The sequence below is a fragment of the Paenarthrobacter sp. OM7 genome, from assembly GCF_029873575.1.
Classification (GTDB): domain Bacteria; phylum Actinomycetota; class Actinomycetes; order Actinomycetales; family Micrococcaceae; genus Arthrobacter.
In genome coordinates, this window is the sequence record NZ_CP123579.1 from 2,002,035 (window position 1) to 2,028,699 (window position 26,665).

21 protein-coding genes are annotated in these 26,665 nt (G+C 64.0%); 15 read left to right on the plus strand and 6 right to left on the minus strand.

The window, feature by feature from the left end; translation table 11 throughout:
• Nucleotides 1-5: 5 nt before the first annotated feature.
• Together cydD and QEH68_RS09190 are read left to right on the plus strand one after the other, a co-directional pair.
• Entirely contained in the window at nt 6-3,416 is a 3,411-nt protein-coding gene (gene cydD, locus QEH68_RS09185) for a thiol reductant ABC exporter subunit CydD (protein ID WP_280627742.1), read from the plus strand.
• A 9-nt stretch (nt 3,417-3,425) separates the two neighbouring features.
• Nucleotides 3,426-4,436 (plus strand): GNAT family N-acetyltransferase, encoded by a 1,011-nt coding sequence (locus tag QEH68_RS09190; protein ID WP_280627743.1) that lies wholly within the window; start codon nt 3,426-3,428, stop codon nt 4,434-4,436.
• 6 nt (nt 4,437-4,442) lie between these two features.
• Here QEH68_RS09190 and QEH68_RS09195 read toward each other — a convergent pair whose 3' ends face one another.
• Nucleotides 4,443-4,961 carry a DinB family protein gene (locus tag QEH68_RS09195; protein ID WP_280627744.1) on the minus strand — a complete coding sequence of 173 codons (519 nt, stop codon included), beginning with the start codon at nt 4,959-4,961 and terminating at the stop codon, nt 4,443-4,445.
• Nucleotides 4,962-5,089: 128 nt separating this feature from the next.
• Between QEH68_RS09195 and QEH68_RS09200 the strand changes: the two genes are divergently transcribed.
• On the plus strand, nt 5,090-5,473 hold the full coding sequence (locus tag QEH68_RS09200) for a VOC family protein (RefSeq protein WP_207597165.1): 384 nt from the start codon (nt 5,090-5,092) through the stop codon (nt 5,471-5,473).
• A 95-nt stretch (nt 5,474-5,568) separates the two neighbouring features.
• On the opposite strand, the gene QEH68_RS09205 is transcribed toward QEH68_RS09200, so the two are convergent.
• Entirely contained in the window at nt 5,569-8,085 is a 2,517-nt protein-coding gene (locus QEH68_RS09205) for a DNA topoisomerase IV subunit A (protein WP_207597166.1), read from the minus strand.
• A 54-nt stretch (nt 8,086-8,139) separates the two neighbouring features.
• Here QEH68_RS09205 and QEH68_RS09210 point away from each other — a divergent pair, with 54 nt between their 5' ends.
• The 4 genes from QEH68_RS09210 to QEH68_RS09225 are packed head-to-tail and all read left to right on the plus strand — an operon-like array spanning nt 8,140 to nt 13,559.
• Nucleotides 8,140-10,827, plus strand: a complete 2,688-nt coding sequence (locus tag QEH68_RS09210; RefSeq protein WP_280627745.1) for a bifunctional GNAT family N-acetyltransferase/acetate--CoA ligase family protein — start codon at nt 8,140-8,142, stop codon at nt 10,825-10,827.
• Nucleotides 10,828-10,883: 56 nt separating this feature from the next.
• Nucleotides 10,884-11,609, plus strand: coding sequence for a DUF5998 family protein (locus QEH68_RS09215; protein ID WP_207597168.1), 726 nt, complete (start codon nt 10,884-10,886; stop codon nt 11,607-11,609).
• 26 nt (nt 11,610-11,635) lie between these two features.
• Complete coding sequence (locus tag QEH68_RS09220; protein ID WP_207597169.1) at nt 11,636-12,826, plus strand: alkaline phosphatase family protein; 1,191 nt, start codon at nt 11,636-11,638, stop codon at nt 12,824-12,826.
• Complete coding sequence (locus QEH68_RS09225) at nt 12,819-13,559, plus strand: thymidine kinase (protein ID WP_280627746.1); 741 nt, start codon at nt 12,819-12,821, stop codon at nt 13,557-13,559. The genes QEH68_RS09220 and QEH68_RS09225 overlap by 8 nt, the downstream gene beginning before the upstream one ends.
• A gap of 9 nt (nt 13,560-13,568) precedes the next feature.
• Here QEH68_RS09225 and sepH read toward each other — a convergent pair whose 3' ends face one another.
• Complete coding sequence (sepH, locus tag QEH68_RS09230) at nt 13,569-14,909, minus strand: septation protein SepH (protein WP_280627747.1); 1,341 nt, start codon at nt 14,907-14,909, stop codon at nt 13,569-13,571.
• 294 nt (nt 14,910-15,203) lie between these two features.
• Between sepH and QEH68_RS09235 the strand changes: the two genes are divergently transcribed.
• A complete protein-coding gene (locus QEH68_RS09235; protein WP_207597172.1) occupies nt 15,204-15,503 on the plus strand; it encodes a DUF4193 domain-containing protein in 300 nt (99 codons plus the stop codon).
• Nucleotides 15,504-15,540: 37 nt separating this feature from the next.
• Here the strand turns inward: QEH68_RS09235 and QEH68_RS09240 are convergent, their stop codons facing one another.
• Entirely contained in the window at nt 15,541-16,038 is a 498-nt protein-coding gene (locus tag QEH68_RS09240; RefSeq protein ID WP_280627748.1) for a DUF3093 domain-containing protein, read from the minus strand.
• Between the two features lie 103 nt (nt 16,039-16,141).
• On the opposite strand from QEH68_RS09240, the gene dut reads away from it, so the two are divergent.
• The 4 genes from dut (at nt 16,142) to QEH68_RS09260 (ending at nt 18,683) form a co-directional block, all read left to right on the plus strand.
• On the plus strand, nt 16,142-16,693 hold the full coding sequence (gene dut, locus QEH68_RS09245; protein ID WP_207597173.1) for a dUTP diphosphatase: 552 nt from the start codon (nt 16,142-16,144) through the stop codon (nt 16,691-16,693).
• Nucleotides 16,694-16,790: 97 nt separating this feature from the next.
• Nucleotides 16,791-17,534 (plus strand): DUF3710 domain-containing protein, encoded by a 744-nt coding sequence (locus tag QEH68_RS09250; protein WP_207597174.1) that lies wholly within the window; start codon nt 16,791-16,793, stop codon nt 17,532-17,534.
• The gene (locus QEH68_RS09255) at nt 17,527-17,904 is read left to right on the plus strand and encodes a hypothetical protein (protein ID WP_280627749.1); all 378 of its coding nucleotides are present in this window, start codon (nt 17,527-17,529) and stop codon (nt 17,902-17,904) included. Before QEH68_RS09250 ends, QEH68_RS09255 begins: the two co-directional genes overlap by 8 nt.
• On the plus strand, nt 17,901-18,683 hold the full coding sequence (locus QEH68_RS09260; RefSeq protein WP_280627750.1) for a DUF3159 domain-containing protein: 783 nt from the start codon (nt 17,901-17,903) through the stop codon (nt 18,681-18,683). Before QEH68_RS09255 ends, QEH68_RS09260 begins: the two co-directional genes overlap by 4 nt.
• Here QEH68_RS09260 and QEH68_RS09265 read toward each other — a convergent pair.
• Nucleotides 18,650-19,387 carry an NAD-binding protein gene (locus QEH68_RS09265; RefSeq protein ID WP_207597176.1) on the minus strand — a complete coding sequence of 246 codons (738 nt, stop codon included), beginning with the start codon at nt 19,385-19,387 and terminating at the stop codon, nt 18,650-18,652. The genes QEH68_RS09260 and QEH68_RS09265 overlap by 34 nt on opposite strands.
• A complete protein-coding gene (locus QEH68_RS09270) occupies nt 19,387-20,058 on the minus strand; it encodes a TrkA family potassium uptake protein (RefSeq protein WP_207597534.1) in 672 nt (223 codons plus the stop codon). Before QEH68_RS09270 ends, QEH68_RS09265 begins: the two co-directional genes overlap by 1 nt.
• Nucleotides 20,059-20,174: 116 nt before the next feature.
• Between QEH68_RS09270 and QEH68_RS09275 the strand changes: the two genes are divergently transcribed.
• The 3 genes from QEH68_RS09275 to acnA all read left to right on the plus strand — a co-directional run bounded on the left by QEH68_RS09275 (nt 20,175) and on the right by acnA (nt 26,561).
• The gene (locus QEH68_RS09275; RefSeq protein ID WP_207597177.1) at nt 20,175-22,148 is read left to right on the plus strand and encodes an APC family permease; all 1,974 of its coding nucleotides are present in this window, start codon (nt 20,175-20,177) and stop codon (nt 22,146-22,148) included.
• Nucleotides 22,149-23,522 carry a TRAM domain-containing protein gene (locus QEH68_RS09280; protein ID WP_280627751.1) on the plus strand — a complete coding sequence of 458 codons (1,374 nt, stop codon included), beginning with the start codon at nt 22,149-22,151 and terminating at the stop codon, nt 23,520-23,522. It begins immediately after the preceding gene.
• A gap of 231 nt (nt 23,523-23,753) precedes the next feature.
• Complete coding sequence (gene acnA, locus QEH68_RS09285) at nt 23,754-26,561, plus strand: aconitate hydratase AcnA (protein ID WP_207597179.1); 2,808 nt, start codon at nt 23,754-23,756, stop codon at nt 26,559-26,561.
• Nucleotides 26,562-26,665 lie beyond the last annotated feature (104 nt).

Sequence of the window (26,665 nt, forward strand, 5' to 3'; positions counted from 1 at the left end):
GCCCCATGAAGCCCGTGTTCCCCTCCGGCCCGGCCACCCGATCCGCGCTCTACCTCATTGGGCTCCTGTCCGCCCTCAAGGCGCTGTCCCTGGTGCTCATGGCCCAGGCCGTGGCGGGGATGCTGGCAGGGCTCGCTTCCGGAACGGGGGACTGGAGCAGCGGACTCGTCTGGGGTGCCGTGGGAGCAGTCCTGAGGTCACTCACGGTCTGGGGCCAGGGTATCGCCTCCAGGCGTGCAGCCCTGGGTGTCAAGGAGGAGTTGCGGGCGCAGCTGCTGCGGCGCTCACTGGCCGACCGTGGTTCATCCCCGGTCGAAGGAATGAACGACGGCGGCCTGGCCATCCTGGCGACGCGGGGCCTGGATGCGCTGGACGACTACTACACCCAGTACCTGCCCGCCTTGGTCAATTGCGCCACGGTGCCGCTGTTGATCGGGACCAGGATTCTCTTTGCCGACTGGGTCAGCGCGGTAGTGATCGTCCTGACCGTTCCGCTGGTGCCGTTGTTCATGGTCCTGATTGGCCGGCACACGGAGGACAACGTCAGGGACGCCCAGACAACCCTCCGGAAGCTCTCCGGGCACATCCTGGAACTGGCCAAGGGCCTTCCGGTGCTGGTGGGCCTGGGCCGCGCCACCGAACAACGGGCGGCCTTGGAAGACATTTCGGAGCAGTACCGGAGCCGGACCATGGGAACGCTCCGCACAGCCTTCCTGTCAGCGTTGGCGCTCGAACTCATTGCCACGATCTCCGTTGCCGTTGTTGCCGTGTTCATTGGTGTCAGGCTTGTGGGCGGCGACATGGCGCTGGAAGCCGGCCTTCTGGCCCTCATCCTGGCCCCGGACTGCTACCTGCCGCTTCGGGAGCTTGGTACGGCCCACCACGCCAGCGACGACGGCAGGGCCGCCTTGGAAACCACCCATGCCGTGCTGGATGCCCCCGCGCACCAACCCCTGATGGACAAAGAATCCTCAAACAACACGCCGTCCGGCGTTGTGGTTGACGGGTTGGCGGTGACTTATCACGGGAGGTCCACAGCCGCCGTCGGGCCCCTCAGTTTTACCGCTCCGCGGGGAAGTATCACAGCCCTCGACGGCGACAGCGGCGCCGGGAAGAGCACCGTCCTTGGTGTCCTTGCCGGGCTGATCGGACCAGGGCCGGGAGCCGGCGTAACGGGAACGGTCACTGGAGCCGGGAAGGGGGCCGTGGCATGGGTGCCCCAACACCCCGCCATGGCAACAGAGACCGTCCAGGAAGAAGTGTCGCTGTATCTTGACGGGTACAACGGAGATGCCGCCCAAGCCGTCACACGAGTTCTGTCGAAAGCAAAGGCTGCGCACCTGGCTGCGAAGAACCCGGCCGAGCTGAGCCCCGGCGAACTACGCCGTGTTGCGCTCGCCCGTGGATTGGCACGGGTGGAAGCAGGGGCCACCGTCCTGCTGCTCGACGAGCCCACCGCACACCTAGACCCTTACTCAGCCAGCGTGGTCCGCGACGCCATCGAGTCACTGCGAGGCAACGTGACTGTCATCCTGGTGGCCCACGACGCCGCAACCCGTGCGCTCGCGGACCACGTGGTGCCCGTGGGGAACAAACGCTTCCATAATGCGCCCATGGTTCCGTCCAAGCGCACGGGTGACACTCTGGAGAAGGCCGCTGGCGAGCAGCGCCAGACACCCATGACCGATGGTCTTACCCAGAGCGCCCCACAGGCCGGCAGCCTGAAGCGCCTGATGGGGATCCTCAAGCCCGTGCAGTGGAAGTTTGTCGCAGCCGGCACCGTGGCAGTCCTGGCTGCCCTGTTCGCGGTAGCACTGTCAGGTTTGTCCGGGTGGCTGATCATCAGGGCGAGCGAACAACCGCCCATCCTCTACTTGCTGGGCGCGATCGTGGGCGTCAGATTCTTCGGAATCGGCAGGGCAGTCCTGCGCTACTGTGAGCGGCTCCTGACCCACGACGCCGTGTTCGCCGCTATGACCCGCCTCCGCGGAGCACTGTGGGAGACACTGAGCCGCAGGGCACTGTCATTGAGGCGCCTTCTCCAAGGCGGCAATGTTCTTGGCGCAATCGTGGACGACGTCGATACCCTCCGGGATCTCCTGCCACGGGTCGCTCTGCCACCCGTCACCGCAGTGGGGGTGGGAGCAGCGGCGATCGCAGCCACCGCCGTCGTCCTGCCCGCCGCCCTGCCCGCTGTTGTGCTGGCCTCCGTTGTGGGACTTGCAATCGCTCCGCTCCTTGCCGTCCTGGCTGACAGGAACGCTGCCAAGGCCGAACAGCACATGCGCTCCGCGGTACTTCACGGCGTGGCCGCTGCCCTGGACGCCCGGGCAGAACTGACGGCCAACGCAGTAGCCGGGCCGGTCCTCAAGGATCTGCGAACCAAAGACCGCGAAGCCACCGTCGCTGCCCAGCGCTCGGCATGGGCTGAAGGCCTCGGCCAAGCCGTGATCGTCCTGTCCTGCTCGCTGGCAGCCTTGTGGGCAGGTGTCCTCAGCGCTCCTTCTGTTGCCAACGGTGCAGTCCCGCCCGAACTTGTGGCTGTCATCGTCCTGATGCAGTTGGCCTTGGTGGATGCCTTCAGCGGCATCGTTTCCGCAGTGCGCCAGGCTCCGGCGCTCGCGGACGTGCTGGGCCGGGTTGCTGCGTCCGGGGCTTTGGACGCTCCTGCCACCGATCTTTCCGGGGCAACCCGAACAGAACTCGACGGCGGCCCGCGGCCACTCCCGGACCGCGACGGCTCAGCGGGGCTTGAATTGAAGGGTGCGGCGGCCGCCTGGCCCGGGGGCCCCGATGCCTTCGCCGGGATCACCGCCGAAGCCGGACCCGGCCGTTGGCTCGCGGTGACAGGGCCCTCGGGCGCGGGAAAGACCACGCTGCTGTCCGTGCTGCTGGGCTTCCTGCCGCTTACCCGGGGAACAGCGAAGCTGACGGGCACCGCTGCCTGGTGCCCCCAGGAAGCGCACCTCTTCGACTCGACCATCCGTGGGAATCTCCTGCTCAGCCGTCCGGCCGCGGCGAAGCCCAGCGAGGCCGAGATGCACAAGGCACTGGCCGACGTCGGACTTGATGCGGTGGTGGACGCCTTGCCGGACGGGCTCGATGCCAGGATCGGGCCCGGTGGCTCGTTCCTCAGCGGAGGCGAACGGCAGCGGCTGGCAATGGCCAGGACCCTTTTGACTGGGGCATCGGTACTGCTGCTCGACGAGCCCACCGCCCATCTGGATGCCGGTTCTGCACGGGAAATGATGGCCATTCTCCGCCAGGGCCTCAAAGACGTCACGGTTGTCCTGGTGACGCACAATCCTGACGACATTGATCCGGGGGATGCGCGGCTGGAACTGCCCGCAGCCCGGCCTGCGGCGAAACAAAGCATGGGCGCGCCGGAACTGGTGGGAAAGCGTACCCCTCAGTAACCTGTTGGCATGCCTTTCAACGCCGCAAGCCCTGCTGTGCCCAATGCCGACATCACCGGCCTGCAGTGGCGGCCTGCCACCATGGAGGATCTTGATAACTGGGCGGCCCTGGTAGCCCGGACGGCCGCCGTCGAACATCCCGTCTGGTACGAAAAGCGCGGGGACCTGGCCCACATCCTGGAGTCCAGCAAGAACCCGCCGCAGACGAGCACCCTGCTGGGTCTGGACGCCGACGGTGCAGCACGCGCCTACGGACGTATTTCCAAGAACCCGGAGGGCGACAAAGCCACCGGAGGGGCGTGTGTTGATCCCGAATGGCAGCAACGCGGGATCGGCTCAGCAGTCCTGGTGTGGCAGGAAGAGCAGGTGCGCAGGCGGTTCGACGCTGATCAGGCTGCCGGGCATACAGAGGCACCGCCGCGGCTCCGCATCCAGACAGAAGAACAGCACGAACACCAGGCCACTCTCCTGATGGGGCATGGGTATGCTGCCGTCCGCTGGTTCAATGAAATGCACCGGCCCCTTTCCCACGAACTGCCCCAAGTGCCACTGGCTGCCGGCCTGGAACTCAGGACGCTGGAACCGACGCTCTTTGAACCCGTACGTCAAGCGCACAACGATGCTTTCAGGGATCACTGGGGGAGCGAACCCAGGGACGAAGAGTCCTGGCGCTTCACCATCGAGGAACCCACGGCGCGGCATGATCTCAGTGCGGTGGTTCTCGACTCAGGGACGGGGGAGGTGGCTGGATACCAGCTGAGCAGCTTCGATCCCGATTCCGCAGCAGACCGCGGTTTCACAGAGGGCTATACGGAGCTCCTGGGCGTTCGGCGCGCCTACAGGGGCCGTGGCATTGCACAAATGCTGCTGGCGGACGCCATGCGCCGGTACACCGATGCCGGGATGCGGGTGGCATCGCTGGATGTGGATTCAGCCAACCCCACCGGTGCGCTGGAGCTTTACCTCCGGATGGGCTATGCACCCGTGAACCGCAGCATGACGTGGGAGAAGATGCTCTAGCCCGTCTTAGCCGTCCACGTCATGCAGATGGTGGACAACATCGTGGAGGAAGTACTGGGAGAACGTCAGCACAGTAAACGAGGACCCGTTGCTGCGGGTGCCGGTGCGCTGCCAGTCATTCTCGGTGACCCGGGCGAAGGACTCGGCGATCTCGCTGCCCTCCGCTTCAAGTTCGTCAGCCACGGTTCGGGGGTCGGCCGAACCGTACTCCCCATCGATGGCGGCCTGGTCCTGGTCCCAGTTGTCGAACCGGGCATCATCCTCGGTCAGCATCAGGTTCAGTCGTTGGTCGAACAGGCTGAACACATCGCGGACGTGGCAGGCGTACTCCAGGTTGGACCATGTGTGGTCGTCAGGCCGGACGGCCGCATCTTCCCGACGGAGGACAGCCCTCCACCGGGGGAGCATGTTCAGGACCGACCCTGGCACCGTGGAAGGAGTTACCGTGGCGGGGTCGAAACCACATTCGGGGCAGGGCTGGGAGAGCACCCAGGTCCAGTCTTTTTCGTCAGGGATGATCGGCATGCCGCCAGTCTAAGCCGACCTGCACCACACCCGTTGCGAACCGTGAAATATGGTGTCGTTTTCGCATGACGTGCCCGCCCGCGCAAGAGTAAAGTTCATTCCGGGGGGAGAGCCGGAAAGAGAAAAACATGCTCAAGGATCAGCAGGTTGGTGCCGTCCTACCGGCACAGGACATAGCCCGGGCCCGCGCGTACTACAGCGAAAAACTCGGACTGGAACCCGAAAATCCGGACGCCGACGACAACCTCCAGTACAGGTGCGGCGATGGAACGGGATTCTTCGTTTACCAGACATCCAATGCCGGGTCCGCGAAGAACACCCAGATGGGCTGGACTGTCGATGACGTCAAGGCCACCGTGCAGGAACTGCGCGGCAAGGGTGTCACGTTTGAGGACTACGACTTTCCTGGATTGAAAACTGAGGACGGAATCGCCACGATGCCTGACGGCAGCGCTGCGGCATGGTTCCTGGACAGCGAGGGAAACATCCTCAGCATCAACCAAACCGGCTAGCCCGCGCCGTGGCCCCAGGGCCACGGCACAGCGAAGGCCGGGGTCCATATCCCCGGCCTTCGCTGTTCCTGACGGCTGTGCTGTTCGTGGCGCGGCTATTCTGCCGCTTCGACCCATGCCATGCTCGGTCCGATCGCCTCAACAGGCTGCGACAACGGCACGCCGGAACCATCCCTGCGGCCATGCTCGTGCGGGAGGGCCCGCGCGACGCCGGCTGCCGAGGACGCTTTTGCGGGGCCATGTCCCGCCCACGCCAGCAGCAGGGTGTCTTCGCCCTTGAGGAAACGGTGGACCCGGACGCCGCCGGTGGCACGGCCCTTGGCAGGGTACTCCTCGAAAGCTGTCACCTTCGCGGTGCCGGGAGCTGTGCCCGGCAAGGCGCCATTGGTGCCGGCAATGGTGACGACGACGGCGGCGGGATCGTTGGTGCGTACGGTTCCGAAGTGGATCACTTCATCACCGGCGGCCAGCTTGATGCCGGCCATACCGCCCGCCGTTCGGCCCTGCGGCCGGACGTTGGACGCACTGAACCGGAGCAATTGTGCCTGTCGGGTCACGAAGACGAGATCGACGTCGTCCTCCTGTGCCGGTTCCACAGCAAGGACCGAATCCTTGTCCTTCAGTGCGATGATCTCCCAGTCCTCACGGTTCAACGGATAGTCCGGTTGAACCCGTTTGACGATTCCCTGGACGGTGCCAACAGCGAGGATGGCATCCAAGGGAACGAACGCAACCAGAGTCTCGCCCTTGACCAACGTGATGAAGTCCTTCGCCGGGACACCGCCGGCAAGGTTGGGAAGCCCGGACATCGGCGGGAGGACGGGCATGTCCATGACCTGCAGGCGCAGCATGCGCCCTTGCGACGTCACCGCGCCGATCTCACCCCGGGCAGTGGTTTTCACCACCGAGCGGAAGACATCGTGCTTGGCCCGGGGTCCCGCTTCGGCCAGCGGCTCCTGGTTGGACGTCCTGGCAATCTGGCCTGAGACGCTGAGCAGGGCCCAGCAGGGGTCATCCGGAATCTCCAAGGGCAACGCCGCAGCCTTGCCCTTGGGGCCGGGAGTGGAAGCTGCGAGGGCTGCAGCCACGGTGGGGGAGACGGCTTCGGACTCCAGCAGCACCGTGCGCCGGGGTGTGCCGTACTTTTCGGCGATGACCCCCAACTCGCCGGAGACGAGGTCGCGGAGCAACTCATCGGAGGCCAGGATGGCCTCAAGTGCCTCGATTTCGCGGCGGAGCTCGTCCTGTTCCTTCTCCAGTTCAAGCCGGGAATACTTGGTCAGCTGCCGCAGACGCAGTTCCAGGATGTAGTTGGCCTGGATCTCGGTGAGGTCGTAGATGGACATCAACCGCTCGCGGGCGGCAGACGCTTCGTCGGAGGAACGGATGATCTGGATGACTTCGTCGATGTCAACGATCGCGATCAGAAGGCCCTCCACCAAGTGGAGGCGGTCCTTCTTCTTGCCCAGGCGGAAGGACGTACGGCGGCGCACCACAGTCAGCCTGTGCTCAACGTACACCTGCAACAACTGCAGGAGGCCCAGCGTCTGTGGCTGACCGTCCACCAACGTAACGTTGTTGATCCCGAAGGAATCTTCCATGGGTGAATAGCGGTAAAGCTGCTGGAGGACGGCGTTGGGGTTAAAGCCGTTCTTGAGCTCGATGACCAAGCGCAGGCCGTGGTTGCGGTCCGTCAGATCCACCACATCGCTGATGCCTGTCAGCTTCTTGGCGTTGACGGCATCCTTGATCTTCTCGATCACCTTTTCCGGGCCCACCATGTAGGGGAGCTCAGTGACCACCAGGCCGGTCCGCCGGGCGGACAACTGTTCCACCTCAACCTTGGCGCGGGTTTTGAAGGAACCGCGGCCGGTGGCGTAGGCGTCGCGGATTCCGTCCAGCCCAACAATCCGGCCGCCTGTGGGCAGGTCGGGACCCGGGATGAACCTCATGATGTCATCCAGCGTGGCGTCCGGGTTGGCGATCAGGTGGCGTGCGGCGGCGATGACCTCAACGAGGTTGTGTGGAGGCATGTTCGTTGCCATGCCCACCGCGATGCCCGTAGTGCCATTGACCAGCAGGTTGGGGAAAGCGGCTGGGAGGACATCCGGCTGGGTCAGTTGGTTGTCGTAGTTGGGGACGAAGTCGACTACGTCTTCGTCCAAGTGATCCGTCATGGTCAGCGCGGCGGCGGCCAGGCGTGCCTCGGTGTACCGCGGTGCTGCCGGTCCGTCGTCGAGCGATCCGAAGTTGCCGTGGCCATCGATCAGCGGCAGGCGGAGGGAAAAGTCCTGCGCCATGCGCACCATGGCGTCATAGATCGCGGTGTCGCCGTGGGGGTGGAGCTTGCCCATGACTTCGCCCACCACCCGGGCACTTTTAACGTGCCCGCGATCCGGGCGGAGGCCCATATCGGACATCATGTACAGGATGCGCCGTTGAACGGGCTTCAGTCCGTCGCGGGCGTCCGGGAGCGCACGCGAATAAATCACTGAGTAGGCGTACTCCAGGAAGGAGCCTTCCATCTCCGAAGTGACGTCGATGTCCACGATATTTTCGGTGAAATCGCCGAGGGGTTCGGCTGTCCGTGCTGATTTTTGGCTGCGGGCCATGGGGTCGGTGAATCCTTGAAGTTGTACTGCGGATGTTTTAGCTAGGCTAAGCCTATGGTGGATCAGCCCGGCGTCGGCATTTATCCGGAATATTGGGAGGCTGATGTCGTCCTGCGCGACGGCGGAACCGCCCACCTTCGCCCCATCCGGCCCGAGGACGCCGATGCCCTGCAAGCCTTCCATGCGGGCCAATCGCAGGCGTCGATCTACATGCGGTTCTTTTCCTTCAAACCCCGGCTCTCCGGCAAGGAAGTGCGGCGGTTCACCGAAGTGGACCACATCAACCGGGTGGCCTTCGTCATTACCATCGGCGGGGAGATCATGGGCATCGGCCGTTACGACCGGCTGGATGACCCGGACGAGGCTGAAGTCGCCTTCAATATCTCAGATGCCCATCAGGGCCGCGGGATCGGCTCGATCCTCCTGGAGCACCTGGCCGTTGCCGCCCGCGAAAACGGCATCCGGCGTTTCACTGCCGAGGTCCTGCCGGACAACCGGAAGATGCTGATGGTCTTTGCCGACGCCGGCTATGACCTCACCCGGCAATTCGACGATGGCGTGGTGAGCGTCGAGTTCAACATCGACCCCACGGAGAAGTCGCGGGCCGTTATGGAATCCCGTGAGCACCGCGCCGAGGCCCGCAGCGTGCGCGACCTGCTGTCGCCGTCGTCGGTGGCTGTTATCGGCGCCAGCCGCAAGTGGGGAACCATTGGCTACCAATTGCTCGAACACATCATTGAAGGCGGGTTCAAGGGCCCTGTCTACGCGGTGAACCCTGAGGCTTTTGAACTTGCCGGCATGGTCTCCTTCGGCAAGTTGTCGGAAATACCTGGACCTGTGCAGTTGGCCATCATCGCTGTTCCTTACGAAGAAGTACCCAAGGTGGTGGACGATTGCGCTGCTGCCGGCGTCAAGGGCATCGTAGTGGCAACTGCAGGATTTGCCGACGACGGCGAGCGGGGCCTGGCACGCCAGCACGAACTGGTGCGTCGTGCCCGGGCCAACGGGATGCGGGTGATCGGCCCCGAGTCCCTCGGAATACTGAACACCCACCCGGCCGTATCCCTCAACGCGTCCATGGCGCCCACCATGCCGCCCAGGGGAAGTTTGGGCCTGTTCAGCCAATCTGCTGCTGTGGGCGTTGCTGTCTACGCCGCCGCCAGCCGCCGCAGGCTCGGTTTGTCCTCCTTCCTCTCGGCGGGAAACCGTGCCGACGTTTCCGGCAACGATGCCATGCAGTACTGGGAGGACGACGCCGACACCTCCGCAGTGGGCCTGTACCTGGAATCCATCGGCAACCCCCGTAAGTTCTCCCGCCTGGCCCGCCGGTTGTCGCGGAGCAAGCCTGTGATCGTCGCAAAGTCCGATGTGACGGGCCTCAGCCTGCCGCCGGGGCACGAAGTGCGGACCACCCAAGCCCCCGCTGCCGCAGTGGACGCCATGATGCGCCAAGCAGGCGTCATCCGCGTGGAAACCATTGAGCAGCTCATGGACATCGCCCAGATCGTGTCATCCCAGGCGCTGCCACAAGGCCCCGGGGTTGCCGTCTATTCCAATTCCGTGGCCTTGGGCAAAGTAGTTTCCGACACCGCGGGTCCGCTCGGACTGGAGGTGAACCGGCTGGTCACTGACGTTGACCTCAACGCCGGTATGTCGCTTGCGCTCCCGGCACTGCGGACCAGCCTCATGGAAAGTCTGGCCGATCACTCCGTCCACGCTGTGATTGCCGCACTCCTGCCCGCGAGGGGACTCACGGTGGAGGCGTTGGCCGGTGTCCTCGCGGAATGTGCCGCAGAGGCCGGGAAACCCGTTGTTGCCGCGTTCACGGGAATTCTGGACCCCTCGGTCCACGTGGAGGGCATGGTGGGTTCCGCAGGGAAGCCCGTGCTTCCGTGTTTTTCCAATGCGGGCGCCGCCGTGGCTGCCTTGGCGGCCATTGTTGGCTATGCACAATGGCGCGACAGGGACCAAGGACTGTTCGTTGAACCGGACGGCTGCGACGTGGAGGGCACCCGGGAAACGCTGACGGCGATGCTGGCCGGTGTTACCGGCGAGAAACTCAGGAAGCTCGACGCCGGGGCTGCCGCGGCGCTGCTTGCCGGCTACGGAATCGACGTGGTGCCCACGCTTGGATTCGGTACACCGGACGAAGCCGTGCAGGCGGCCGACGCGGTGGGTTGGCCTGTGGTCCTGAAAACCACCGACCCAGCCCTCCGGCACCGGCTGGATCTGGGCGGGGTGCGGTTGGACATCCAGGACGCGGAATCGCTGCGCCTGAACGTTGCACAAATGCGCCGGGCCTTGGAACCATATGGATCGCCGTCCCTTGAGGTCCAGGCCATGGCTCCGGTGGGACAGGCCTGCACTTTCCGGGCCATTGAGGATCCGTTGCTGGGGCCCGTTCTCTCCTTTGGGTTGGCCGGTGATGCCGTGAACCTGCTGGACGACTGGGCCCACCGGGTACCTCCGCTCTCGGCTGCGGACCTGCATGACGTCATCCGCTCACCGCGCGCCTCAAGGAAACTCTTTGGTTATCAGGGACTGCCTGCGGTGGACGTGGCTTCCCTGGAGGACATAGCGGCCAGGCTTGCGAAGCTGAAGGACGATCACCCGGGAATTGCGCTGGTGGAATTCAACCCCGTCCTGGCCGGTCCCTCGGGCGCCACGATCCTGGGTGCCGAGGTCTGGATTGGCAACGCCGCACAGCGGACTGACAGCGCGCGGCGTGCGATGCGAAGTTAGCCACAGGGTGGACCGCGCGGTTAGGAAGTCATCAACCGATCTGTGAAAATGGGGGAATGAGCACCCAGTCTCCGACGCCTCAATCACGCCCGTCCAACACCGGGCACCACACCGCGCATAACCACAGCTCGCAGGGGCAGAGCCTGGACCAGGCATTGCAGCAGGCGGGGTTTTATCCGCGGCTCGTGGCGGACGTCGTCGATGACGCCCTGGACGGCCGGGAGTGCCTTTCCCATTTGGTGCACTTGGAGACGCACTTTGACCGCGCCGAGGTCCGCAGGCACATCACTGTCCTGGTGCTCACCGAAGACATGCTGGTCATCACCCATGTTGACGACCAGCAGCTTGATGAAGCCGGCGAGCAAATTGTTGCCCAGATCTCTACGGAGTCGGTCCCAGTGGCCCAAATCCGCTCGGTGGTCCTCAGCTACATGTACTCCCAGCCCCAGAACTACAAGCCCTCCGATCCTGTACGGGAGCTCACCGTCTCCATTGCCTGGTCCGGAGGCCAGCGTTTGGACATGGGACCGGCGAGCTGCGGAGACCCCCAGTGCGAGGCAGATCACGGGTACAGCGGCACCATTGCCCAGGAAGACATCGTGCTGCGCATCAGCGCCGAAGCGGATGGTCTGCAGGCCGTCCAGGATGCCAAGCTCTTTGCCCGCGCCCTGCGTGCCGTTAATACAGGAAATCCGGCTCCCGTCCAGCACACGGGCATCCCCGCTCCGCGGCCGCGTTCGGGTGTCTTCAGCAACCGCTTGAGCCGCGGACACCAGCGTTGAGGGACGCCGCGCAGACCTCGTCCCCGGTGACCCACGACGCAGCCGATCTCCCCTCGGCCCCGCTGTTCGGGAGCAAGTCGATCGCGGAAGTCTTCACGAGTTCCGCCGCTGCTCTCGGAGTGCCCGGGTTCACCAACCACTTGCAGGTGCCGGCATCCCAGCGTATCTGCGTGGTCCTCGCCGATGGTTTGGGCCGCAACCTGCTCAAACAGAAGGCCTCCCACACGCCCTTCCTCCGCTCAGTCCTGGCCGAAGGACAGGGTAACGTCCCGCAGTGGATCGACTCAGCTTTCCCCAGCACCACGGCAGCCTCCCTGGCGAGCCTGGGCACCGGCTTGCCCGCCGGACAACATGGCATGGTGGGATACGACGTCCTGGATCCAGCGCAGGACAAGGTAGTGAACCTCCTGGGCAACTGGGATTCACAGGTGGATCCTGTGGAGTGGCAGCCCCACTCCACCGTCTTTGAACGACTGGCCGAGGAACTGGACGTGGTGACCGTCAGCCTGCCTCAATTCGGTAACTCGCCCATGACGCAGGCCGCACTGCGGGGGAGCAGGTTTATTGGCGGCACTACGCTGCATGCGCGGACGGCCGCGGCCGCGGAAGCAATGTCCGGTGGCGGACGTTCCCTGATGTACTTCTACCTCAATGAGCTGGACAAAGCGGGCCACCGCCATGGCTGCCAGTCGGACCGTTGGGAGCATCAACTCGAAGAACTGGATTCCGCGGTCAAACGGCTCTCCTCAACGCTCCCGGCAGGTACCACCATCCTGTTGACCGGTGACCACGGCATGGTGGACGTTCCCGAATCCCAGAGACTGGACTACTCCGCCGATGAATCCTTGGTGGCAGGAGTCAGGCACACTGCAGGGGAGCCGCGCATGGTGCACCTGTACCTTGAACCCGATGCCACCGCGGAGCATCGCGAAGCCCTGCTCGCAGCCTGGCGTCATCGCTTCGGTGAGAGGATCTGGGCTTTCACGCGGAACCAGGCCATGGACGCCGGATTGTTCGGTGCTGTCCGCCCCGAGGTTGCGCCGCGCATTGGCGATGTCATGATCGCAGCCCGCGATACCCTGGCACTGTATGACACCCGCCGTGCCCGCCCCGCTTCCCTGGAGGTAGTGGGCCAGCACGGTTCGCTGACCAAAGCCGAGCGCGAAGTTCCCTTGGTGTGCTTCGCTGCTGCCGGCAAGAAGGGCAAACGTGGCTGAACTGGTCTTCTTCTCAGGCACCATGGACTGTGGCAAGTCCACCCTTGCCCTCCAGATGGACCACAACCACCGCGCAAGGGGCCGCGGAGGTGTTCGCTTCAGCTGCAACGACCGCGCCGGATACTCCACCATCTCCAGCAGGTTGGGACTCCACATCGATGCCGTTGAGGTGGAGGGTGACACCGACTTCTGGGACGAAGTTGTGGTCCGCCGCACCAGCGGACTCCGCGTGGACTACCTTATTTGCGATGAAGCGCAGTTCTATACACCCGCCCAAGTGGAGCAGTTGGCACGTGTGGTGGATGAGATGGAGGTGGACGTCTTCGCCTTTGGCATCACCTCGGACTTCCGCACCCGGCTGTTTCCTGGGTCACAGCGCCTCATTGAGCTGGCCGATAAGGTCCAAGTGCTGCAAGTGGAAGCACTGTGCTGGTGCGGGCGCCGGGCAACTCAGAATGCCCGGACGGTGAATGGCATCATGGTGGTGGAAGGCAAGCAGGTGATGGTGGGTGACGTGGCACCAGCCACCGGGGGCGAGCACGTAGAAGGCAGTCTGGAGGCCGGCGTCGAAGGCCGTGAGGCTTCGGTGGGTTACGAGACATTATGCCGCCGCCACTACATGCGGCGCGTCACGGTGCACGGTGCCAACCTGATGGCAGGGGCGGACCAGCCGCTCCCTTTCGACATTGACGCTTGCCTCTGGCCGGGCGCCGGGGAGCTCCGCCACAGCTAGCTTGTGGAATCAGTCTCCGCGGGCTCCAAAGACAATCTCGTCCCAGCTGGGAATGCTGGACCGCTTTGGCCGTGACGGTTGGCGTTCTGCGGGGGCATCGGTGTCCTTGCGGCCCGCGGAGTCCCCGGGGTTCTTGGAATCATCAGCAAGGGTTTCGCTGTCCCGATGATCTTCAGGAGATTCCTCCCGCGGAGAGTCCGTGTTTCGGACAGTGCTGTTGCCACCCAGGAGTTCGTCAAGCCCGGCAGGTTTGCGCCCTGTGAGTGAAGTGACGGGTCGCAGCGGGCCGGCTACCACCGTGATCTCCCGCGTTTCCGTGCTGACGCCGTGGTGCAGCTTCAGGGAATCGTCTTCATCTTCGTCGTGGGGTTCAAAGTGCCGCGGAGCCAGGCTCAGCCGCGAGAGCATGGAGGGGCGCCCGTCTTTACGTGCAGGTTCCTCCGCGACGGCCGGAGCCGGTTCGGGATCTGCAGCGTCGTTTTCTTCGAGGTCTTCGTGCTCGCTTCCGGGCCGCGGGTGGGCTGCGGGAACGTTGCTCAGCAGCACCGCCAAGGCGTCGTCTCCGTCTTCGTCCACGCCCAGGCGCTGACCCCGCCGCGAACGCAGCATTTCCAGGAGGCTGTCCGATTCCTTGGCGGACGCGCGGGCGGCTGTCTCAGCATCGGTTTCGAAATCGAAAGGCCGGTCCGAGACGGCAGCGAGCCTGCGCGCCGGGACGGGTCCATCCAGTGGCTCCAGCTCGCTGAGTTGTTGGGCCCAGCGGTTGGCGTTCTGAAGGGACTTGCGCTGCGGGCTGAAGGTCCACATGGCAGGAGGTTCCTCACCGATGCTGCCGTGGGTGCCCGGTACCGTTTCGAAGCGTGCGACGACGGTCCAGGAACCGTCCGTACGGCGCCACGAGTCCCATTCCACCGTGGCCGAATCGATGCCGTGGGCAGCGAGCCTGTGGTCTACCATTTCACCCAGCGTGGCCGGGTTGTCGCCGAAGGCCGAACGGTAGGCGTCGTGCCCGGGGGCAGGGGCAGCAACCTCAATGTTGCGTGCCTGCCTGGCTACGTACTCACGCTCTGCGAGGACAGGGCCTTCGTAGCGTTGGACGTTGGCGAGGGGCAGCCCGGACAGCTCGGCCACTTCGGCCGCGGTGGCCCCACTGCGGATCCTGGATTGGATGTCGCGCGGGGACATGGCAATGGCTGTGTTGGCGGCGCGGGCCGCCACTTGGGCAGGGGTCCGGCTCGCCGCTGACCTCAAGGCCTCGTCGATCGGAAGCTGGAACATCGCACCGCCGGGGCCGCTCAAAAGCAGATGCCCGCCGTCGTCGTGGACGCCTACCAGTCGTAGATCCTGCATAACACCCTCCACCACATGGCATAACTGACATTCGAAACTCTGCCACCCGCCGGGGTCTTTTCCTACTAGGAGGGAGGGCGTGCCGTGATATTCCGGTGAAACCGGCCCTGCGAGGAGTTCTTTCGGTGCTTTTTGGCAACGATTGGGGGTTATGGACATTCGTGGGCGGGAAGAGGACAATCTGGCCGATACCGGGCACAAATCCGAGGCGTGCAGCGTTGCACCCTTACCTCGGTGGCGATGGCCGCCGGACCGGCGAGAACCCACTGCAGACAGGGAGGACTAGGAAGGACCATGGCCACCGATTACGATGCCCCTCGAAAGACCGAGGAAGACGTCAGCGAGGATTCCCTGGAAGAACTCAAGACGCACCAGTCGGGGAAGCAATCTTCCGCCGTGGACGTCGATGAGTCGGACCTTGCCGACGGCTTCGAGTTGCCCGGTGCTGATTTGTCCGGCGAAGAACTCCTGATCCAGGTCATGCCACCCCAACCGGACGAGTTCACCTGCTTCAATTGCTTCCTGGTGAAGCACAAGTCCCAAATCGCCACCGAGCGTGGCGGACATTTGTACTGCACGGAGTGCGAAGGATAGGAACACCAGCGTTCCCGGGGGTTCCCGCAGGGACTTGTCAGTCCCGCGGGGTGGTGAGCGCCGAGACCAGTTCGTCAGGCCGGCGGGAAGAGGTGAGCCAGTACGGAGTCCGGTCCGCGGGGTCGGTGATCTCAATCTTGACCACGGGGTCGATCCAGCCACGGAAGCACATGTAAGCGAGTCCGTTGAGCCGGGGACCCCGCTCGGCGGTGGCTTCGCCTTTGGTGAAGGCCTGGACGGATCCCACGAACTTCCGGTCGATGCTGGCCCTGCCTACCCGGACCGTGGTGGGAGTGACCGTAATCGTGGGTGTTGAGAGCACCAACATGATGGTCATGATGGCCAGCAGGACCAAAGCCGCGATGATGCCCGTTGCTGCGCTGATGGGGCCGAACATCAGGATGCCGGCGCCGGACAGGCCCACCACCACAACCCAAATCCACACTGACGGCCACAGTTTCTCGGTGTAGAGAACCTCCGATGACGTCGGGGTGTTCCGGGCAGGCACGGGGGAGGACTGGTCAGGCGTAGGCATGCCTCCAGCTTATCCGGCCCTGCGCTGGTGCTGCGTCCACCCTCAAAGGCAGCGGCCGGCAGGCCGGGTGCGCAGGTTCCTGCTCCCAGTAGAATGGACCACTGTGAGCAATGAGACGGCAGTATTCAGCACAGACACCGCCCCCGGAACCGCCAACGGCAGTGAGACCCCCGCGGCCTACGGAGCCCCCACCTTGGAAGTCCAGCTGAAAATGCTCGACGCCGGGTTGGAAGCGCCGTCGTACGCGCACCCGGGAGATGCCGGAGCCGACCTCCGGGCCCGCGAGGACGTACACCTCGCCCCGGGTGAGCGGAAACTTGTTCCCACGGGCGTTTCGATAGCGCTGCCGAATGGTTTCGTGGCTCTTATCCACCCGCGGTCGGGGCTCGCCACCAAGCATGGGCTGACCGTCGTCAATGCTCCAGGCACTGTTGACGCAGGCTACCGGGGCGAGATCGCGGTGACGCTCCTGAATACCGATCAAGACCACGCCATCGACCTCAAGCGCGGCGATAGAATTGCACAAATGGTGATACAGCGCGTTGAGTACGCGCGGTTCGTGGCTGTAGACCAGCTGTCCGATTCCGTTCGTGGAACCGGCGGCTTCGGTTCCACAGGCGGCTTCAACGCACCGAAGCCCTCAGCAAACCACTGACCTCGCTGCGTCGGAGGCATCGCCTTGGCGTGGTTTTACATGGTTTAACGTGGGTGCGGTTTACTTGGGGATAGACCACTACTAAGGAGAAAACCCAATGCTTTTTGGGCGCGGCAAGAAGTCCAAGGACGAGCGGTCGGACACCGCCGGCACTGTCGAGGAATCCGGTGCTGAGGCACAAAGTCCTCAATCGGGCCAGCTTGGCACCCCCGGTGATTTCCGGCTTGCCAAAGGCCCCTTGGATATAGACGAGATCGAGGACCGTGACGGTTACGTGGACCTCGGGGCGCTGCTGATCGCTCCAGCCGAAGGTCTCCAGTTGAGGCTTGAGGTTGAAGAAGCCACCCAGCGTGTGGTGGCCGTGACCATGGACCTGGACGGTTCCAGCCTGCAGCTTCAGGCGTTTGCGGCTCCACGGTCAGAAGGTTTGTGGGATGAGATCCGGGAACAGATCACCCAGTCCGTGGCCAGTCAGGGCGGGGAAACCGAAGAGGTTTCCGGAGCCTTTGGTACCGAGCTGGTCGCCAAGTTGCCCGCTGAAGCGGCCGATGGCAGCCGTGGTTTCCGTGCCGCGCGTTTCATGGGCGTGGACGGTCCGCGCTGGTTCCTCCGCGGCGTCCTTGGCGGGCAGGCTGCCTTGGAGCGGGACGCTGCAGCAGGGCTGGAAGAACTTTTCCGCCGGGTAGTGGTGGTGCGCGGCGACAACCCGATGCCTCCCCGCGAATTGCTGCAGCTGCGCCTGCCCAAGGACGCTGCCGTGCCGGGACAGGCCGGCGCTCCGCAGGCTGCACCGGCCATGGAACAGCCCGAACGAGGGCCGGAGATCACCCAGATTGGCTGACACTTCGGGCAGGGGAGGAACAGCCGGCCAGCGACCCCGGACGCAGGGAGTCCGTGATCTTCCTGCCCGGGGGAGGGCGGTGTGCACCGGCTTCATCGAGTCGGTGACGCATCAGCCGCCCAGCGATCAGCCATTCTTTTCCGCTGTTGTCGTCGACGCCCTGGGTCCCGGACCACATCACGCCATCAATGCAGGTGGAATCCGGAAGCCCTACGACCGTCTCCGCGTCATTTGGCTCGGCAGGACACGCGTCCCCGGTATCGAGGCCGGTGTGCAGCTTCGCCTGAACGGCATGGTGACCCAGCTTGACGGTTTGCCGGCCATGTTCAATCCACGCTACGAAATACTTTCCCGTCAGGAGCATCTATGACCGTGTCCAATGGATCAGAACCCAAGGACACCGGGGGCGCTGTTCCCGATCAAAGGATGTCACCGCCGGATGATGCCCTCAAGCCGACGGCAGAAACCCCCAGTGTGTCCGATCTCGCTGCCGGCTACGCCGAAAAAGCCGGCCTCCACCGGAACAGCGCTGGGCATGTGGACATGCTGAAGTCCGCCGGTGGATGGCAGGGAATCGCTGAGAGCATTCTTCCGGGACTGGTGTTCCTGGTGGTTTTCACCGTGACCCGTGATCTGACCCCGGCGTTGGTGGCGGCTTTGGCCGCCGCCGCGGTTTTCACCGTGGTCCGGTTGATCCAACGGCGTCCCCTGACCCAGGCGCTGGCCGGTGTGGTGGGCGTCGGTATTTCCGCGTGGTTGGCCAATACCACGGGCAAGGCAGAGGACTTCTACGTCCTGGGCTTCTTCACCAATATCGCCTACATCGCCGCCATGGTCCTCTCCATTGTCCTCAAGTGGCCGGTGGCGGGCCTTCTTTTTGGTTTCGTCCGCAATGAGGGCCTCGAGTGGCGGAAGGATCCCGAACGGCTCAGGGCTTACAAACTGGGAACGTGGATTGTGGTTGCGGTTCTTGCGCTGCGCCTTGTGGTGCAGGTGCCGTTGTACTTCCTGGGTGAGGCCGGCCTGACAGCGTTGGCGACCACCAGGCTCCTGATGGGCGCCCCGCTGTACATCCTGGGTCTCTGGGTGGCCTGGCTGCTCACCAAGCCTGCACCTCAGCCGTCGAAGCCGTCGTCCTCAGAGGACTGATCCGCGGCCGAAGACGTTTCCCCACGAGGTTCGCCGCCGTCGTCGGAACCTGGCGACAACAGTGACCGGAGGCCGTCTTCGGCTGCGATGGTGGTGACGAAGAACAGCTCGTCGCCGCCATCCAGGACATCGTCCCGGGTAGGAGTGATCGGCGCTTGGTCGCGAAGGATGGCTACCAGTGTTGCGTCCTCCGGCCAGTCGATCCCTCCGACCGTGCTGCCGATGACATGGGAGTCATGCGGGACGGTGAATTCGACGATCGAGGCCACACCGGTCTGGAGCGTCAGGAGGCGGACAATGTCGCCGATTTCCACGGCTTCTTCCACCAATGCCGTCATGAGCTGCGGGGTGTTCACCGCGACGTCGACGCCCCAGGAATCATTGAACATCCAGTCATTCTTGGGGTTGTTCACACGGCCCACGGTGCGTCCCACGCCAAACTCGGTCTTGGCCAGCAGGGACACCACAAGGTTGACTTTGTCGTCGCCCGTGGCTGACACCACGACGTCGGCATCCTCAAGTTTTGCGTCCTGCAGGGTGCTGAGTTCACAGGCGTCTCCCACCAACCAGCGGGCGCCCCGCAGTCCGCTGCGGCCAATGACCTCGGGCTTGAGGTCGATCAGCAGTATCTGGTGCTTGTGGGCCAGAAGTTCGCGGGCAATGGACGAGCCGACGCTTCCTGCGCCAACAATGACAACTTTCACTAAGACTCCTTGGCGGGTGCTTTGGCGAGGATCCGGCTGATCTCGGACGTTCTGTCCAGGCTCAGCATCGCGTGGACCGTATCGCCTTCCTGGTAAGCCGTGCCGGCCTGGGGGAGCACGCCCTCACCAAACCGGGTGAGGAAGGCGATGCGGATTCCCGAGGCCGCCTCGATCGAAGCGAGGCTGTGCCCAATCCAATCCTCGTGCAGCTCCACTTCGGCCAGCACGAGCCGGCCTGAGGGCTCACGGTAGTCTCCGGCCAAATGCTGCTCCGGAAGAATGCGGCGAAGGACCTGGTCGGCGCTCCAGCGGACGGCTGCCACCGTGGGGATGCCCAGTCGCTGGTAGATTTCGGCGCGGCCGGGATCGTAGATCCGTGCCACGACGTGGGCAACGTGGAAGGTCTCGCGGGCCACCCGGGTGGCCAGGATGTTCGAGTTGTCGCCACTGGAGACGGCGGCGAAGGCGTAGGCCTCTTCCACGCCGGCTTGCTTGAGGGTGTCCCGGTCGAAACCCACCCCGGTGACCTTGCGGCCGGTAAAGGTGTTGCGCAACCGGCGGAAGGCCCGCTCGTCCTGGTCGATGATGGCGACCGAATGGCCGGCATCCTCCAAAGTGTGTGCCAGGGTTGCGCCAACACGGCCGCAACCCATGATCACGAAGTGAGCCACCATGTCTCCTTTATCTGTGCTGTCCGTCCCGCTCGGTATGACTTTACCGGTGCCGCGTGGCTGCGCCTGCGAACGACCGTCATGACATCGATGGGGATTCAGAGTAGCTTTGCGGAGTGCTGACAATTTTGAATGCTGCGAAGCGGGTGTTGGTGGGCCGGCCAGTCAGGAACGACCGCCTGTCCCACACCTTGTTGCCCAAACGCATCGCTTTGCCGATCTTCGCCTCGGATGCGCTGTCTTCGGTAGCCTATGCCCCTGACGAAATCCTGCTGACACTCGCCCTGGCGGGAGTCAGCGCAGTGGCCTTCTCTCCACTTGTCGGCCTCGCGGTCATGGTGGTTTTGCTCACAGTGGTGGCGTCCTACCGGCAAAATGTCCACGCCTATCCATCCGGCGGCGGCGACTACGAAATCGCCAGCGTCAACTTGGGCAAGTATGCCGGGCTCACGGTGGCGTCGGCCCTGCTGGTGGACTACGTGCTGACAGTGGCGGTGTCCATGTCCTCGGCGGCCACCTACCTCACTACGGCCATTCCCTCGCTGCACGGCCAACAGGCACTCATCGCCACCATCGGCGTGGTCATCCTTGCGTTGGTCAACCTCCGCGGGGTCAGGGAAGCCGGGACGCTCTTCGCTGTCCCCACCTATATCTTCATGGCGTCCATCCTCGGCATGACCGCAGTCGGCATCTTCCAAGCAGCTACCGGGACACTGGGTGAGGCACCCTCCGCCAACTTCACCATCGTCCCGGAGCCAGGCTTCGACGAGGGATTGGTGGGCCTTGCCGGAGCTTTCCTGCTGCTGCGGGCCTTTTCCTCCGGGGCCGCGGCGCTCACAGGTGTCGAGGCCATCAGCAACGGCGTTCCCAATTTCAGGAAACCAAAGAGCAAGAATGCGGCCAGCACCCTGTTGCTGTTGGGCGTCATAGCGGCCTCCATGCTGGCCGGAATCCTCTACCTTGCCAACGCCACCAAGGTGCACATTGTCCTGGACCCCGCGCGCGAGTTCCTGGTGGATGGCAAACCCCTGCCGGAGGGCTACATCCAGACGCCTGCCATCAGCCAGATCGCGGACACCATCTTTGGCTCGGGCTCCATCCTTTTCTATGTCGTGGTGGCTGCCACGGGTGTGATCCTGGTGTTCGCCTCCAACACCGCCTTCAACGGCTTTCCCGTGCTTGGCTCCATCCTGGCCCAGGACGGTTACCTTCCCCGCCAGCTCCGAACCAGGGGTGACCGCCTTGCCTTCAGCAACGGCGTTCTCGCCCTGGCGGCCGGCGCCCTGGTGCTCATCCTTGCGTTTAATGCCGATGTCACCAAGCTGATTCAGCTTTATATTGTGGGTGTCTTCATCTCGTTCACGGCCAGCCAGCTCGGGATGATCCGCCACTGGGGCCGGGAGCTGAAGCTTGCCAGGGACAAGGCTGTCCGCCGCCGCATCTTCAAGTCGCGAACCATCAACATGCTGGGCTTTGGCATGACCGCATTGGTCTTGGTGATCGTCTTGATCACCAAGTTCGAGCAAGGTGCCTGGATCGCTTTGCTTGCGATGTTTGTCCTCTTCCTCATCATGTGGAGCATCCGGGCCCACTATGACAATGTGGCCCGGGAACTGGCCGTTGACGAGGACTCGTCCCCGCGTGCGTTGCCCACCCGTGTCCACGCGGTACTGCTTGTCTCGCACGTACGCAAGCCTGTCCTGAGGGCACTGGCCTATGCCAGGGCGTCGAGGCCTTCACGCCTTGACGCAATTACCGTGGACATCAATACCGAGGAGACCGAACACACCGTCCGGGATTGGGAGAAACTGGAAATTCCGGTTCCCCTGACCGTCCTGGCCAGCCCGTACCGCGAGACCGTGACGCCCATCATGGATTACATCAAGAACATGCGCCGTGATTCGCCGCGGGACTTGATCGTGGTTTACATCCCCGAATACGTCGTGGGCAAATGGTGGGAACAACTGGTCCATAACCAGACAGCACTCAGAATCAAGACGAGGCTCCACTTTGAACCTGGAGTCATGGTTGCCAGCGTTCCGTGGCAGCTGAAATCCTCCGAAGAAGCAAAGGCACTGCAGGATACCTAAATGACCTCCCACAGCAATTCCTCCCACACCGATCACCCCGTCAATGACCACCAAGGGGCATCCGGTACTGAACTGGTCGTTGACATTGGTCCCATAGCCCACGGAGGGCACTTCGTCGCGCGGCACGAAGGGCGCGTCATCTTCGTCCGGCACGCCATCCCGGGGGAGAAGGTCCGTATCCGGTTGACTGACTCCGGTGACTCGTCGCGCTTCTGGCGGGCCGACGTCGTCGAAGTCCTTGACGCTTCGCCCCACCGGGTCCCGCACTTTTGGAGGGCAGCGGATTCCCAGGCCTCCTGGCGCCGTGGCGGGCCGCCGGTTGGCGGCGCCGAGCTCGGGCATATTTCGCTGGAGCACCAGCGTGCCCTGAAAGCCGAGGTGCTGGCTGAACAACTCAAACGGCTTGCCGGGCTTGACCTCGCCACAGAGGTGGAAGCCGTGGGGGACCATAACGACGACGGCCTCGGCTGGCGCACACGCGCCGGCTTTGCCGTGACCTCCAAGGGGCGGTTGGGCATGCACGCCCACCGCTCGGACGTGGTGCTTCCCATCAAGGAGATGCCGTTGGCGCTCCCGGGACTGAACGACCTGAAGCTGTGGGACCTTGACCTCTCGGGCATCGCCCGCGTCGAGGTTGCGGTCCCGGCCAATGGATCCAGGCCCCTGATACTGCTGGCGCCGGAGGAGGGGACGAGCCCCAAGAGGGTGCACAGCATTTTGTCGCAGTTGCCGCATGACGTGTCGGTCGCCAGCTTCGACCCCAGCAAGGGAGAGGTCCTGCAGCTCCGGGGGAGAACCTGGGTGCAGGAGACCGCGGCCGGCCACGAGTACCGGGTCACCGGCGAGGGTTTCTGGCAGATCCACAAGAACGCACCGGAAACGCTCGTGGGCGCTGTGACGGACTATCTTTCGCATGGCGGGTACTTGCAGCCGGGCGCCGCAGTTGCCGACCTCTACGCCGGTGCCGGGCTGTTCGCGGCACCGCTGGCCGACGCCGTGGGTGTCACTGGATCGGTGCTCTCGGTGGAGGGTGCCCCCGGCGCGAGCCGCGACGCACGTAAGAACCTGCACGGTGAGCCGCAGGTGGAAATCGTCCAAGGGCGGGTGGAACGCGTGCTGCACCAGAGTGCCCGGAGCTTCGATTCCGTGGTGCTGGATCCACCGCGGGCCGGAGCCGGAAAGGCTGTGGTCAAGCAATTGATGGCCACTGGTCCCCGCGCAATCGCCTATGTGTCCTGCGATCCTGCTTCCTTTGCGCGTGATCTGGGTTACTTCCATCAGGGAGGTTGGCGCCTGGAGTCACTGCGGGCCTTCGATCTCTACCCCCATACCCACCACCTCGAAACAGTGGGCTTGATCGTCCCGTCCGCCTAGCCGGAGTGTCGCCCGCCCGCCGCAGTGCGGCGGGCGGCGCCGCGTTTGGTGGCGACATGCCACTCTTGGGGCGGATGCCACTACGATGGGCGTAGTAGCCCCGCTTCGCTGGAATCATCGCCGCGGACCGGGGTGACCACGAGAGATGCCGCCCGGCTAAGTAAGGTGCGCCTAACTGGCTAGCGGCCAACCACGCGACAAAGATGAAACTGTTGCGAGAGGAGTCCTGCCATGAGCACTGTGGACAGCTTCGGTTCCAAAGGCGTACTGAATGTAGCCGGCACCGATTATGAAATTTTCCGGTTGAACTCCGTAGAGGGCGCAGACAGCCTTCCGTTCAGCCTTAAGGTATTGCTTGAAAACCTCCTGCGGACTGAGGATGGCGCCAATATTACGGCGGACCATGTCCGCGCCCTGGCCGGTTGGGATCCCAATGCGGAGCCCGATACGGAAATCCAGTTCACCCCGGCACGTGTCATCATGCAGGACTTCACTGGTGTTCCCTGCGTCGTTGACCTCGCCACCATGCGCGAAGCAGTCAAGGAGCTCGGCGGCGATCCCAAGCGCGTCAACCCCTTGGCGCCTGCAGAAATGGTCATCGACCACTCCGTCCAGATCGACGCCTTCGGTAACTCCGGCGCACTGGAGCGCAACATGGAGATCGAATACCAGCGCAATGGTGAGCGCTACCAGTTCCTTCGCTGGGGCCAGACCGCGTTCGACGACTTCAAAGTTGTCCCGCCGGGAACCGGTATTGTCCACCAGGTCAACATCGAGTACCTGGCACGCACCGTGATGACCCGCGAGGTAGACGGCGTTCTTCGTGCCTACCCCGACACCTGTGTGGGCACTGACTCGCACACCACCATGGTCAACGGCCTGGGCATCCTGGGTTGGGGCGTCGGCGGCATCGAAGCCGAGGCAGCAATGCTTGGCCAGCCCGTTTCCATGCTGATCCCCCGCGTAGTGGGCTTCAAGCTCAAGGGCAGCATCCCGGCCGGCGCTACCGCCACCGACGTCGTCCTGACCATCACCGAAATGCTGCGCAAGCACGGTGTTGTTGGCAAGTTCGTTGAGTTCTACGGTGAAGGCGTTGCCGCTGTGCCGTTGGCCAACCGCGCCACCATCGGCAACATGAGCCCGGAATTCGGTTCCACGGCTGCCATGTTCCCCATCGACGACGTCACCCTGGAGTACCTGCGCCTGACCGGCCGTTCCGAAGCAAACGTCGCCCTCGTGGAGGCGTACAGCAAGGAACAGGGCCTCTGGCACGATCCCTCCCGCGAACTGCGCTTCTCCGAGTTCCTTGAGTTGGACCTGTCCACGGTTGTTCCTTCCATTTCCGGCCCCAAGCGTCCCCAGGACCGCATTGAGCTCACGGACGCCAAGGAGCAGTTCCGTAAGGACATCCACAACTACGTGGCCATCGAAGACGGCAGCGTTGACGAGTCGCTGGACGAGTCCTTCCCGGCGTCGGACGCGCCGTCGTTCACTCATGCTGACTCGCACACCACGGAGACGGAGCGCGTTTACTCCGCCGCCAACGGTGCGCATGGCCGCCCGTCGTCGCCGGTCAAGGTCAAGACTGCCGACGGACGCGAATTCGAGCTGGACCATGGTGCAGTGTCGATCGCATCGATCACGTCCTGCACCAACACGTCCAACCCGTCTGTGATGCTTGCTGCTGCCCTCCTGGCACGCAACGCCGTGGACAAGGGCCTGACGTCCAAGCCGTGGGTCAAGACCTCTGTTGCCCCCGGCTCCAAGGTGGTCACTGACTACTACGAAAAGTCCGGCCTCACGCCGTACCTGGAGAAGCTCGGCTTCTACATCGTCGGTTACGGTTGCGCCACCTGTATCGGTAACTCCGGTCCGCTGGAGCCTGAAATCTCCGAGGCTATCCAGGCCAACGATCTTTCCGTCACCGCAGTCCTCTCCGGCAACCGCAACTTCGAAGGCCGCATCAACCCGGACGTGAAGATGAACTACCTGGCGTCGCCGCCGCTGGTCATCGCCTACGCCCTGGCCGGTTCCATGGACTTCGATTTCGACACCGATGCCCTGGGCACCGACTCGGAAGGCAACGAGGTCTTCCTGAAGGACATCTGGCCGAACCCCACGGAGGTGCAGGAAGTCATCGACTCCTCCATCGACGAGGCCATGTTCGCCAAGGGTTACGAAGGCGTCTTCGACGGCGACGACCGTTGGAAGGCCCTCGATACCCCTGCAGGCGACACCTTCGCATGGGCCGAGGACTCCACCTACGTGCGGAAGCCCCCATACTTCGAGGGCATGAAGGCACAGCCGGACCCCGTCCAGGACATCGAGGGCGCCCGCGTCCTCCTGAAGCTCGGCGACTCCGTCACCACGGACCACATCTCCCCGGCTGGCTCGTTCAAGTCGGACACCCCTGCAGGCCAGTACCTCCTGGCCAACGGTGTGGAGCGCAAGGACTTCAACTCCTACGGTTCGCGCCGTGGCAACCACGAAGTCATGATCCGCGGTACCTTCGCCAACATCCGCATCAAGAACCAGCTCCTGGACGGCGTCGAGGGTGGCTTCACCCGCGACTTCAGCCAGGAAGGTGCACCGCAGGCGTACGTGTACGACGCCGCCCAGAACTACCAGGCAGCGGGAACGCCGCTGGTGGTGCTGGCAGGCAAGGAATACGGTTCGGGTTCTTCCCGTGACTGGGCTGCCAAGGGCACCGCGCTCCTGGGCGTCAAGGCCGTCATCGCCGAGAGCTACGAGCGTATCCACCGCTCCAACCTGATCGGCATGGGCGTCCTCCCGCTGCAGTACCCCGCAGGTGAGTCGGCAGCAACCCTGGGCCTGACCGGTACGGAAACGTTCGCAGTTGAAGGCGTCACCGAGCTGAACAACGGCACCACGCCGAAGACGCTCAAAGTGACGGCTACGGCAGAGGACGGTACCGTCAAGTCCTTCGACGCGGTTCTGCGCATCGATACCCCGGGTGAAGCGGACTACTACCGCAACGGCGGCATCCTGCAGTACGTGCTGCGCCAGATCTCCGCATAGCCAGTCGGCCGGTTTCCGGCTGATCCTGATGCCAGACAGCCCCGGCTGGTCGCCTGACCAGCCGGGGCTGTTGGCGTCCTGGTCCCGCCGCGATGCGGATCGTC

Excerpts from the sequence above, each read along its gene's own strand:
- QEH68_RS09260 (WP_280627750.1), top strand. The coding sequence starts at position 17,901 with ATGACCGTGTCCAATGGATCAGAACCCAAGGACACCGGGGGCGCTGTT.
- QEH68_RS09200 (WP_207597165.1), top strand. The coding sequence starts at position 5,090 with ATGCTCAAGGATCAGCAGGTTGGTGCCGTCCTACCGGCACAGGACATA.
- QEH68_RS09235 (WP_207597172.1), top strand. The coding sequence starts at position 15,204 with ATGGCCACCGATTACGATGCCCCTCGAAAGACCGAGGAAGACGTCAGC.
- QEH68_RS09215 (WP_207597168.1), top strand. The coding sequence starts at position 10,884 with ATGAGCACCCAGTCTCCGACGCCTCAATCACGCCCGTCCAACACCGGG.
- sepH (WP_280627747.1), bottom strand. The coding sequence starts at position 14,909 with ATGCAGGATCTACGACTGGTAGGCGTCCACGACGACGGCGGGCATCTG.
- QEH68_RS09195 (WP_280627744.1), bottom strand. The coding sequence starts at position 4,961 with ATGCCGATCATCCCTGACGAAAAAGACTGGACCTGGGTGCTCTCCCAG.
- QEH68_RS09250 (WP_207597174.1), top strand. The coding sequence starts at position 16,791 with ATGCTTTTTGGGCGCGGCAAGAAGTCCAAGGACGAGCGGTCGGACACC.
- QEH68_RS09205 (WP_207597166.1), bottom strand. The coding sequence starts at position 8,085 with ATGGCCCGCAGCCAAAAATCAGCACGGACAGCCGAACCCCTCGGCGAT.
- QEH68_RS09210 (WP_280627745.1), top strand. The coding sequence starts at position 8,140 with ATGGTGGATCAGCCCGGCGTCGGCATTTATCCGGAATATTGGGAGGCT.
- QEH68_RS09280 (WP_280627751.1), top strand. The coding sequence starts at position 22,149 with ATGACCTCCCACAGCAATTCCTCCCACACCGATCACCCCGTCAATGAC.
- QEH68_RS09240 (WP_280627748.1), bottom strand. The coding sequence starts at position 16,038 with ATGCCTACGCCTGACCAGTCCTCCCCCGTGCCTGCCCGGAACACCCCG.
- QEH68_RS09190 (WP_280627743.1), top strand. The coding sequence starts at position 3,426 with ATGCCTTTCAACGCCGCAAGCCCTGCTGTGCCCAATGCCGACATCACC.
- acnA (WP_207597179.1), top strand. The coding sequence starts at position 23,754 with ATGAGCACTGTGGACAGCTTCGGTTCCAAAGGCGTACTGAATGTAGCC.
- cydD (WP_280627742.1), top strand. The coding sequence starts at position 6 with ATGAAGCCCGTGTTCCCCTCCGGCCCGGCCACCCGATCCGCGCTCTAC.